Below are 11660 nucleotides of genomic sequence, written 5' to 3' on the forward strand. Positions count from 1 at the left end.
TCATAGAATTTTCCATTGCCCTTCATTTAATTCAAGGTTGGCACGTCAATTGCTAGGTGACTATGGCTACCCAATTTCATTACAATTAATTAACACCACATGAGGCTATTATGTCGTCATTTAGTGCAGGACAAAAGTTTCGCGAAGCTATCAAGCAAGAGTCTCCACTACAGCTTGTTGGAGCCATCAATGCCAACCACGCACTTCTTGCTAAACAAGCTGGCTATAAAGCTATTTATTTATCTGGCGGTGGCGTTGCTGCTGGCTCATTAGGCATGCCTGACTTAGGTATCTCAACGTTAGATGATGTTTTAATTGATATTCGACGTATTACTGACGTATGCGACTTACCGCTAATGGTTGACGCGGATATTGGCTTTGGCCCTTCTGCTTTTAATGTCGCACGCACGGTAAAATCATTTTGTAAGGCGGGCGCAGCTGGGTTACATATTGAAGACCAAGTAGGCGCAAAACGCTGTGGCCATCGCCCTAATAAAGAGATTGTATCGACACAAGAGATGGTCGACCGCATCAAAGCAGCCGTTGATGCACGAACTGATGACAGTTTTGTCATTATGGCTCGAACCGATGCATTAGCGGTAGAAGGTCTTGATGCCGCACTGGAACGTGCACAAGCCTACATAGAAGCTGGTGCGGATATGCTTTTCCCAGAAGCCATTACTGAACTTTCTATGTATCAAAAGTTTACGAGCAACACCTCGGCTCCCGTACTGGCCAATTTAACCGAATTTGGCCAAACCCCTTTATTTACCCTTGATGAATTACGCAGTGTGGGTATTGCCATTGCGCTATACCCACTGTCTGCGTTTCGAGCCATGAACAAAGCGGCTGAACAGGTTTATACGACATTACGTAAAGAAGGCACGCAAAAAAGTGTCATACCACTCATGCAAACTCGAGAAGAGCTGTATCAAAGTATTCATTATTACGATTATGAGCAAAAACTGGATGCACTGTTTTCTCAGAAAAAATCATAATTTTAAGCACTTATCATTACTCAAAGTTGCATCTCCTCTGTCCCCTACAAGGAATAAATGATGAATGAACAACTTAGTCGTACTGAAGCACCTCAATTTAAACCTAAAAAATCAGTTGCACTTTCTGGTGTAGCAGCTGGAAACACAGCGCTTTGTACCGTTGGGCGTAATGGTAATGACCTGCATTATCGCGGGTTTGACATTCACGACTTAGCCACACAATGTGAATTTGAAGAAATCGCACATTTGCTCATCCATGACAGGCTCCCTACGGCAACTGAGCTCGTTGCATACAAAGAAAAACTACAATCCTTTCGAGGGTTACCCGCAAGTGTCAAACAAACCTTAGAATCAATACCGGCGAACGCACACCCGATGGACGTCATGCGTACTGGCGTATCCATGATGGGATGTGTGTTACCCGAAAAAGAATCACACCCTTTTTCCGGCGCTAGAGATATCGCTGACCGCTTGTTAGCGTCACTGGGTTCGGTGTTGTTGTATTGGTATCACTTTAGCCACCATGGACGACGCATTGAAACTCAAACGGATGATGATTCGATTGGCGCGCATTTCTTGCATCTATTACACGGCAAAAAGCCCCCTGCTCAATGGGAAAAATTCATGCATATTGCGGCAATTTTATACGCAGAACATGAATTTAACGCATCCACATTCGCAGCGAGGGTTATTGCGGGAACAGGCACCGATTTTTACTCTGCAATGACAGGTGCAATTGCCGCTCTGCGTGGCCCAAAACACGGTGGTGCAAATGAAGTTTCATTAGAAATTCAGCAACGTTATGCATCAATGGACGAAGCGGAACAAGATATTATCGCCCGGGTTAAAAACAGTGAGGTTATCATTGGCTTTGGCCACCCAGTTTATACTCTCGCAGATCCCCGTCATCCCATAATCAAATCTGTCGCCTTACAGTTATCAGAACAAAATCTAAATCGACATCTTTATACCGTTGCAGATCGCATTGAATCCGTTATGAAACGTGAAAAAAATATGTTTCCAAACTTAGATTGGTTTTCTGCTGTGGCTTATCACCTTATGGGTATCCCTACCGCCATGTTTACACCTCTATTTGTTATGGCACGTACCGCTGGTTGGTCAGCCCATATTATTGAACAACGACAAGATAATAAAATTATTCGACCTTCAGCCAACTATGTTGGACCTGAAAATCAATTATTTATTCCTATAGAACAGCGTTAAAAGGTAACCTAATGACAACACAAACCGTGCGTTCGCAACAAATTGAATTTGATAAAGTGATCAGCGATATTGTTGATTATGTAATGGATTACCCGATTACTTCTGACCTTGCCTATGATACGGCTTATCATTGCCTACTCGACACCCTGGGTTGCGGGATGGAATCCCTTGAATACCCTGCGTGTAAAAAATTATTGGGCCCTATCGTTCCAGGTACAATTGTGCCTAATGGCACAAAAATCCCAGGAACACAATTTCAATTAGACCCTGTGCAAGGTGCATTTAACCTTGGCACAATGTGCCGATGGCTTGATTTTAATGACACTTGGCTTGCTGCCGAATGGGGGCATCCATCAGATAACCTTGGGGGGATATTAGCCACTGCGGATTGGCTTTCGCGTGAAAACATTGCTAAAGGAAAGTCCCCATTGTCCATGAGAGATGTTTTGACTGCATTAATTAAGGCCCATGAAATTCAAGGCTGTATCGCATTAGAAAACGCCTTCAACCAAGTTGGGCTCGATCATGTTATTTTAGTCAAAGTGGCCTCAACTGCGGTTGTTTCTCATTTATTGGGCTTGGAAAGAGAACAAATTCTCAATGCGGTCTCCCAAGCATGGATTGATGGGCACAGCCTGCGTACCTACCGCCATAGCCCCAATACAGGATCTCGCAAATCATGGGCGGCAGGTGACGCCACTTCCCGTGCGGTACGGCTCGCTTTAATGGCTCAAAAAGGGGAAATGGGCTACCCAACGGCATTAACGGCTAAAACATGGGGCTTTTACGATGTTTTATTTAATGGACAGCCCCTGCGTTTTCAACGCCCTTATGGCTCATATGTCATGGAAAATGTGCTATTTAAGATTTCTTTCCCTGCTGAGTTTCATTCCCAAACCGCAGTAGAAGCCGCGTTACAACTCCATCAAACCCTCCAAAAATTAGGGAAAACGGCGCAAGATATTGAGTCGATTGCCATACGTACCCATGAGGCATGCATTCGTATCATTGATAAAAAAGGGCCATTACATAATCCGGCAGATAGGGATCATTGCATTCAATATATGGTCGCTGTCCCATTAATTTTTGGTCGTTTAACGGCCGCTGATTATGAAGACAATATTGCTAAAGACGAACGTATCGATGCATTACGTGCAAAAATGCATTGCACAGAAGATGTCCAGTTCACCCGAGACTATCATGACCCAGAAAAACGCTCGATTAGCAATGGGTTAACCATTACATTGAAGGATGGGCAAGTGCTTGATGAAGTTGTTATCGAGTATCCTGTTGGCCACAAGCGCCGCCGTAAAGAGGGTATGCCATTACTATTAAATAAATTTAGAGTCAATTTAGCAAGACAATTCCCTGAGGCTCAACAAATTCGAATTCTAAAAGCCTCTCTCGATAAGCCAATGTTAGAAAAAATGCCCGTAAATGAATATATGGATTTATTTGTTATTTAAGTCTAAAGCTAATTATTAGCAAGCAATTCAATTCAGCGCCTTAATATTGAGGCGCTGAATATTCACTGAGGTATCAAAAAACAAATTGGTAGCGAGTTTGGTTTCGGTACACTTGTTGAGGAAACGCAATCGAACTGTATTGTTCTCCCCACTCTGGATGATTAATGGCATCCGCTGGAAACTGAGTGGCCAACACTACCCCTGAATAAGGTACATACGTTCGAGTTTTCCCCGATGTTGCATGCAGGTTATTCCCACTATATACATGTAATGCAGCCTGTGTTGTTGCGATATTTAGCCGTACATCACCATTTGGTGCCCCCAGTGTTGCCACTGTCTGCTCACCATCGGTTAATGCGTTGTTTAATATAAACCCATGATCATACCCACCAACGCGGTGCTGCACATCATCTTGTAAAAAGTCTCGGCCAATCCGCTTGCTTTGGCGAAAATCAAAATTGGTTTCAGCCACATTATGCCATTCACCCGTTGGAATACCGTCCATATCTGTCGGCAAGAATTGGTCTGCATCAATGTATAAATCATGCTCCAACGCTGTTCTAACCGAATCTTCTCCCGCTAGGTTGAAGTAGATGTGGTTCGCGAGGTTTACAGGGCAAGCTTCTGTCGATTGATAAGCATGGTGAATAACAACTTGATTATCTTCTGTAAGTTCATAGCTCACCTCAACCTCTAGCCGACCTGGAAAGCCTTGTTCACCAGCAGGAGACACCAACGAAAAAATAGCTTTCTGGGGAGTTGGTTGAAAAATACCCCATATACGCTGGCTAAAATTACGCTTTCCACCATGCAAGCAATGTGCGCCTTGGTTACCAACGAGCTGATAGCGTTGTTCATTTAGTGTGAATTGTGAATTATTTATACGGTTAGCGACTCGCCCAACGGTTGAACCAAGGTATACCCCTTGCTCCATCTGTTTCGCCATATTGGGTGAACCCAAAACAACGTCTCGTTTACCTGTTACTAATGGAAGTATACAGCTAACCCAACTAGCGCCTAGACTACTGAGAATAATCTTCATACCATTTTGATTTGTAAGGGCAATAACCTTTGGGGCGCGAAATATCTGACATTGTTCTTGAGTTAACTGCATTTTTTCCTCAATCATTCAATAATCACTATAAAGAGCAGCTTGCTATATTTACCCTTTACGTTGAAAAATACTATATTGTGCCATGCTGAAACAACATATTAATTTTCGCCTTGTTATCAATTAGGTGCAATAATTAATAGATCCTTTTTACATAATAGCTTGCAATAAAAAACCGAGCCACTTTATGCTCGGTTCTTATCAGAAAAGAAAATCAACCTATCATTAATGCTTAATCTCTTTGTCATACGGGTCAAGGTGTGTCATGACATCCAAAATTAATGGGTTTTCCATCAATTTTTTACGTACATTTACCGCAATTTCATGGCCAACAGTGATACTCATATTTCCATCCAGCTCTAAATGTACATCTACCAACAAAAAATCCCCTGACTTACGTGTTTTTAAATCATGATACCCTGATAATTCACTGATATTATCCAAAATAGAACGAATTTCTTGCAACGTTTCTTCATCCGCACCTTTATCCATTAAATCTTGCATGGATTGATTGGTGAATTTAAACCCCATGCGGAAAACGAATGTCCCCACAATCAATGCTGCAAGTGGGTCAAAAATTTTAAATCCGCACAAACTACCAACAATACCGATAGCCACCACCAAGGAAGAAGCTGCATCAGAACGAGCATGCCATGCGTTCGCCACTAACATACTGGAATTCACTTTATTTGCGACATGCAACATATAGCGAAACAGCCCTTCTTTTGCGACTAAAGCAATCAATGCGACAACTAATGCGACTGAGTGCACTTCAGGGATCAAATCCGGTTTCAGCAATTTTTCGATCGCTGACCAAACCATTCCTACACCCACAATTAATAAAATAATACCCAATATTAATGATGCACCATTTTCATAACGAAAATGGCCGTATGGGTGGTCTTCATCCGGTTTTTTATGGCTTTTCTTATTCGCTATCAATACAACAAAATCAGCGATTAAATCCGATAATGTGTGAATACCGTCAGCTATTAACCCAGAAGAATGCGAAAAAAAACCAATAATTATCTGCCAAATCGATAAAAAAATATTTACAACAACACTAACTAATGTACTTTTCTTTGCGGCTTTAAATTTTATTTGCTGAATTTCAAAATCACTTTTTTTCTGTGTGGAGGCATTATTCATAGTCATAAAATGGGTTCTTAATGAAAAACAAAATAATTATCATTCATATAACCTATTTAAATCAATAAGTTAAAAAATAAAATGCAATACTCGCATATATTCTGTTAAAAGTCTCCGTGTTATTTGTAAATAAAAAGCGTGATTGATAATAATTATTCTTTCTTTTCAAAGAATTAATTATACTATCTTTAAATTATCATTATAAATGCGCACTTTATTACATTTATTATTTTTCATTTAACTTATAGTATATTGAAGATAAGCCTTTGTAATTAACTTTAAATAATACGAAAATGAGGTCGCTATGTATAAAAAAATCCTAGTTCCTATTGATTTGTTAGAAGATGAATTGAACCAAGAGATCATCAAACACGTTGAAGCACTAGCGCAACTTAGCTCAGCCGAAATTCATTTTCTATCTGTTATTCCGAGTCTCGAATTATTTTTTGGTATTGAAATTGCCGCATTACCAGAAAGTAACAAAGATTCTGCTGAACGCGCAATCCTTGCCATGCGCGCATTAGAAGAAGTCATTAAAGACATCAAAGTTGCTGATGAACGCATTAACTGCAAAATTGGTATTGGTTCCGCTAAAGATGAAATCTTAGATTATGCGCAAGAAATTAGTGCTGATCTGATTGTTGTTGGTTCTCATCACCCAAGTTCTTCAACTTACCTATTAGGCTCAACAGCATCCGCTATTGTACGTCATGCTAAAACATCCGTATTTGTTATTCGCTAAATGATTTTCTATAAAAATGCCGCAGTTAGCGGCATTTTCTTTAATCTTTATTTTGTAACTGAATCCATTAATTTATCGTCTGTAGACCAAATTCGATATTTCACTTGCATATCTTTTGGTGCATAAATCACAATCGGTAATTTGCTGTTATAACGCACAAATGCATCATCACCTAACTGTGTTGAAACAAAACGGTCTTTGGCTGGCTCAGAGCACCCCATCATTGTTGAAGCAGGGCCTTTAACCTCATCTAATTTATAGTAGCTGTAACCCCAACCTTCCAACGTTTTTTCATCCAGCTCCCCCATAAACCATTGACGATTACAGTCTGCTTTGATCGTTTTACCAATAACTAACTCGACCATAAAATTATTTTCATTTTGTTGCTTAGTTAATTCAATCACATGACGAGTCATACCCGCTTCCGCTTTTGGGTATGGCGCGATCTTTTCCAAATCTTCCGTTGCGACTGCACATGATGAAATTAATGCCGCTGCCATTACAGATAAAATCGCTTTTTTCATTATTTATTCCTATCTAGAAACACAAAATCAATTTTAAAAACCAGAATTCTATACATACTAGGTCATTTACACCGTAATTATCACTATAGATGATTCTTAATTACAAAAATATAGATAACCCAGATAAAAGCAATGTAATACTACTTAATTCTAGTTGAAGGATCATAAAACTAATAAAAATTATGTAAATTACAAGCTATTCGATGTACAAAATGTACGCTCTGTTTATACTGAATCTGAGGCTTAATATATTCTGAGGAGGTAGTATGTTATCAGCAGATCAAGATTTAGTTTCAAAATTAATCTCTACGCATCCCCGTTTTCAAACTCTTTATGAAAAGCATCATCAACTCGACAAAGAAATCAGTAAATTAGAAGGCCCTTCTGGAGCTGGTTACAATGAGCATGTCGCTAAGCTAAAAAAAGAAAAATTACATCTTAAAGATGAAATGCAAAAAATAATGCTCTCGAGTCAATAAATTATCACGATAACAACATGCGTTGTTTTTCTTGCATAGTGAAAATAAAACTAGCTAACCAATTGAAAAATGAAAATATTTTATTATTCATTTAATATTAGCTAAGTATCGTGTTTCACGCTAATAAAAGAGGGTAATTTTTACCCTCTGTTTTATTGAGCTCCATCAATAAAAGTAAGAATACATTGTCATTAGCTAGCTATCCTTACATAAAGTTGTATATTAAATGTATGTTTATTTTTTATAGAGACTTATTATGGTTGGTAAACGTATTAATCGTGAAATTAAAACGATTGAAAAAATGATAAAAATCTATGAAAAAGCCCACCCTGTTCCCATAGAATCTCCTAATTTCTATCAAGAATTATTTTCCTATGCCATTAATAGGTTAGAAAAATGCCGATATGGGGAAGAAAAACCAGCTTGTAAACAATGTCCAATCCATTGTTATCAACCCAAAATGCGAGAACAGATGAAGCTCGTTATGCGTTGGGCTGGCCCTAAGATGCTAATCCATCACCCAATACTTGCTATACGGCACTTACTTGATGACCGTAAACCCGTTCCTGACTTACCAGCCAAAGTTAATAAGCGAACAGCTAAAAGCATAGGTCATGATAAGTGAAACTCTAGCGCAAATTGGTACCTTCTATTTGAAGCTTCAAGCAAAATACAGCAAAAGGAGAAAAATAAGGTATAGAAAGATTGAATAATGACGATTGAAAAAGTAATAACAAATGAAATTATGCATAAAAATGCATATTTGAAATACCTATCAGAGCAATTGCAAAAACCTATCGTTGTTAAAATGAGACACCTGTCGCAATAAACCCGCCATAAAGCCCCTTTTTGATAAAATTATATTATCGTCAAGATACATAAAACAAATAACTCAAGTTAACAATCATTTATTATATAAGATAAATTTATCAGTGTTAATTTTAACGAATGTTAATATCATCATTCTCATAGCTAAAATTCACATTACCATACTAAAAATGATAAATGAGCAAAAAGTAGAAAAAAAACGCCTGTTACGCGTAAAAAACGATAACATATTAACATCCGACTAATTTTACTATTATAGGTTAATAATCTGAAATAACAAACTCAAACAAAATAAAACACCAAACCAGTTATTTTAAACACAATTAATTCCGAGCTATAAACACAAAAAGATCGGTAAAAGTATATTTGGAAACATTTATTTATATTTAGAATTACAATGTGACACAAAATTAATCGATTTATATAATTTCAAACATACTAATAACACCAATGCTTTATATTGCCAGATGGAAATTGTTGAATATTTTATTTTGAAGTTATATTTGAAATACAATTAATGAAGGTATCGTCATGCAAGTAATAAACTCATCGAATCAATGCGTAATTAAACAGATAAACATTAATAACCTCGCAACCCATAACATTATCGACTTAGAAACCAAAGGGCTTTTGATCATAGAACAAGGCTCTGTGTTACTAGAAACCCCAGCCAACTCACAACGTTTAAATGAAGGTGATATTTTATATCACAAGCAAGGGGCTTACTCCTTACAACTCAGTGAAACTAAAGATTGCAAATTACTTTGGGTTCCCTTAAGTGATGATTTTTTGCGTAACTTTATTTCCAATCATGGTGCAGAGTTAAGTGAAATAGACCGTAATGAAGGCTTACCCTGTGATGTAATTAAATTTAATTCATCTCCTATCATTAACGAAATCAAAGCGAGCTTAAATGCATTTATCAATAATGAATACCCTGACGTCATCTTCACACTTCGAGTAAGCGAATTATTATTATTACTTAGCTACAGCGAACAAGGGGCTTTATTATTATCTAATTTTAGGCAGCTGAGTAGTCGCCAAGTCGAACGATTGCAGCTATTTATGGAAAACAATTACCTTAAAGAATGGAAGTTAAGTGAATTTGCTCGTACTTTTGGCATGGGGTTAACAACATTTAAAGAACTGTTCAATACCGTCTATTCAACTTCACCACGCTCATGGATTAGTGAAAAACGTATTATGTATGCACACCAGTTATTAGTTAACACGACAATGAGCATTGTCGAAGTTTCAATGGAAGCAGGCTTTTCCAGTCAATCTTACTTCACCCAAACTTATCGCAAACGATTTGGATATACGCCGAGCAGATCAAGAATAGCCGCTTAACCGCTCAGTAATTTTCGAACTCATGCCCTGTCAGTTATAGAAATTTAAGCTTTAACTATAATCTGGCAGAAAGGCAAGTTCAGTCTCTTCCATTACACAGCCATATTCACTTTTTAGACGTCTTAAATTTCTATAATCCATTCGGGTTGCTATAACACAAAAAAAGGTAATTCGCCTTTCAGTGACAAATTACCTTTAAGAGAAACCCAGATAAAAGCTATATTATTTTGCTTTAATTATTTTTAAATCAATAATTGACATGGAATTTGGTGGTACTTCACCTGGTATGCCGTCAACGCCATAGCCACCTTCCGGTTTAATATAGACTTTAACCATCCCTCCTTCCCCTGCTCGTTCTACAAAGGAATTTAATGGCGTCGGTAGCTGACTATAAGGTAATGTGACCGGGTTTTGATCGGTGTACAATACCGTAACCTTACCATCCGTTAATTGTTCTCTCATAATAAAAGTCACGTCTTTATTTTTAACATCTTTTATAGGAGAACCTGCTTGAATGATTTTATAGTAAGTGTTGCTATCGAGCTTACTGTATTTTTGAGCGGTGATTTGCTCAATAATTTTTTGGTTTTTCTTCGCATTTTCTGCAGCAATCGCTTTTGCATCTTTGCTAGGTGGAACTCGCCCTGCCAAGCCAGTATTCGGTTTTGTACCACTTCTCGCTTTTAATGCATCATTTTCATCTTGTAACTGAGTTATCAATCGGTTTAATTCCATAATTTGTGATTTTAAAGCTTCATCACTCGAAATGGATTTACGCGAATCTAGCTCTGTTTGTAATTTTTTCAACTTCTCTTGTGCTGATGCCAACTCTTTTTGAGAATTGGTTTTTAAATCACCAAGGAGTTTATTCGTCTCTGCCAGCTTTTGCTCAATCTCAGACTGTTTCTTTGTTTTAGCCGCAATATCGCTTTCAAGTTTACTAATTTTGTCTTCTTGGGACTTAGTCTGTTTAACAAATTGCTGGTTTTGCTGCTCAAGTTTTTTCTTCTCATTTTCCTGGGCAGTCAGTGCATCATTAATTGATTTTTTCTCAGATTCCAACTTAGCTAAAGCGGCTTCTTTCTGTTTCAATAATGCAATTTGTTTATTTAAGTCGGTCGTTAACTCTTTAACTTGCTTGTCACTTGCTTGCCCTATTAACGCAGTTTGTTTTTCAACCTCTTTTTGCAACTTCAGCAGATCCGCATTAGCTTGTTGTAATTGTTTTTGAGCATCAACAAAATTCTGTTCATTTTGTTTTAAGTTTGTTTGTAATTGTTCTTGTTGCTTTTGGCTCTCAGCATATTGTTTAGATAATGTATTTTGTACTGCTTGCTGCTCAGCCAACTGTTTTTTTGCTATTGCTAATTCTGACTCTAACGTAATTTTTTGTGCTAACTTGGCCGTTTGCTCAACTAAAGAAGCTTGAATTTTGTCTGCTTGCTGCGCTTTTTGTTGCAGCTCGGCGGTCAGTTGCTGGTTTTTCTCCGCTAGTGCTTTTGCATCAGCTTGCTGTTTTGCTAAGGCTTCGCGAGTGGTTTGGCTTTCCGCTTGCGCTTTCTTCAACCCGTCTTCTTTTTGCTTCAACAAGGCGAGTTGTTTATTTAAATCGGCGGTCAGCGCTTTCACTTGCTGATCGCTCGCTTGATTCATTAAAGCAGTTTTCGTTTCAACTTCATTTTTTAACTTTTGTAAATCCGCATTCGCTTGCTTCAGCTGCGCCTGTGCCGTGGTGTAATTTTGCTCTTGTTGAAGGAGTTTCGCCTGCAAGTCTGCCTGCTGTTTTTCG

At 38.2% G+C, this 11660-nt stretch carries 11 protein-coding genes; 7 read left to right on the top strand and 4 right to left on the bottom strand.

The features are described from left to right. The first annotated feature begins 110 nt into the window (after window positions 1–110). The 3 genes from prpB to PSF42_RS15595 are packed head-to-tail and all read left to right on the top strand — an operon-like array spanning window position 111 to window position 3688. Window positions 111–998, top strand: coding sequence for a methylisocitrate lyase (prpB, locus tag PSF42_RS15585; RefSeq protein WP_125894062.1), 888 nt, complete (start codon window positions 111–113; stop codon window positions 996–998). Between the two features lie 60 nt (window positions 999–1058). Further along, entirely contained in the window at window positions 1059–2222 is a 1164-nt protein-coding gene (gene prpC, locus PSF42_RS15590; protein ID WP_272680335.1) for a bifunctional 2-methylcitrate synthase/citrate synthase, read from the top strand. Window positions 2223–2233: 11 nt separating this feature from the next. Continuing rightward, window positions 2234–3688 carry a bifunctional 2-methylcitrate dehydratase/aconitate hydratase gene (locus tag PSF42_RS15595; RefSeq protein ID WP_272680332.1) on the top strand — a complete coding sequence of 485 codons (1455 nt, stop codon included), beginning with the start codon at window positions 2234–2236 and terminating at the stop codon, window positions 3686–3688. Window positions 3689–3761: 73 nt separating this feature from the next. On the opposite strand, the gene PSF42_RS15600 is transcribed toward PSF42_RS15595, so the two are convergent. Next, window positions 3762–4802, bottom strand: a complete 1041-nt coding sequence (locus PSF42_RS15600; RefSeq protein WP_125894069.1) for a galactose-1-epimerase — start codon at window positions 4800–4802, stop codon at window positions 3762–3764. Window positions 4803–5024: 222 nt separating this feature from the next. Next, the gene (locus tag PSF42_RS15605; protein ID WP_125894071.1) at window positions 5025–5954 is read right to left on the bottom strand and encodes a cation diffusion facilitator family transporter; all 930 of its coding nucleotides are present in this window, start codon (window positions 5952–5954) and stop codon (window positions 5025–5027) included. A gap of 298 nt (window positions 5955–6252) precedes the next feature. Between PSF42_RS15605 and PSF42_RS15610 the strand changes: the two genes are divergently transcribed. Further along, window positions 6253–6690, top strand: a complete 438-nt coding sequence (locus PSF42_RS15610) for a universal stress protein (protein WP_125894073.1) — start codon at window positions 6253–6255, stop codon at window positions 6688–6690. Window positions 6691–6737: 47 nt separating this feature from the next. Here the strand turns inward: PSF42_RS15610 and eco are convergent, their stop codons facing one another. Further along, the gene (gene eco, locus PSF42_RS15615) at window positions 6738–7214 is read right to left on the bottom strand and encodes a serine protease inhibitor ecotin (RefSeq protein WP_125894075.1); all 477 of its coding nucleotides are present in this window, start codon (window positions 7212–7214) and stop codon (window positions 6738–6740) included. A gap of 266 nt (window positions 7215–7480) precedes the next feature. Between eco and PSF42_RS15620 the strand changes: the two genes are divergently transcribed. The 3 genes from PSF42_RS15620 to PSF42_RS15630 all read left to right on the top strand — a co-directional run bounded on the left by PSF42_RS15620 (window position 7481) and on the right by PSF42_RS15630 (window position 9871). Beyond that, window positions 7481–7693 (top strand): DUF465 domain-containing protein, encoded by a 213-nt coding sequence (locus tag PSF42_RS15620; protein ID WP_004261774.1) that lies wholly within the window; start codon window positions 7481–7483, stop codon window positions 7691–7693. A gap of 256 nt (window positions 7694–7949) precedes the next feature. Continuing rightward, entirely contained in the window at window positions 7950–8318 is a 369-nt protein-coding gene (locus tag PSF42_RS15625; RefSeq protein WP_125894077.1) for a nitrous oxide-stimulated promoter family protein, read from the top strand. 734 nt (window positions 8319–9052) lie between these two features. Then, complete coding sequence (locus PSF42_RS15630; protein ID WP_125894079.1) at window positions 9053–9871, top strand: helix-turn-helix transcriptional regulator; 819 nt, start codon at window positions 9053–9055, stop codon at window positions 9869–9871. A 222-nt stretch (window positions 9872–10093) separates the two neighbouring features. On the opposite strand, the gene PSF42_RS15635 is transcribed toward PSF42_RS15630, so the two are convergent. Beyond that, a partial coding sequence (locus PSF42_RS15635; RefSeq protein WP_272680334.1) for a hypothetical protein occupies window positions 10094–11660 on the bottom strand: 1567 nt, incomplete at its 5' end.

This window comes from Providencia sp. PROV032 (genome assembly GCF_028484875.1).
GTDB classification, from domain to species: domain Bacteria; phylum Pseudomonadota; class Gammaproteobacteria; order Enterobacterales; family Enterobacteriaceae; genus Providencia; species Providencia rettgeri_E.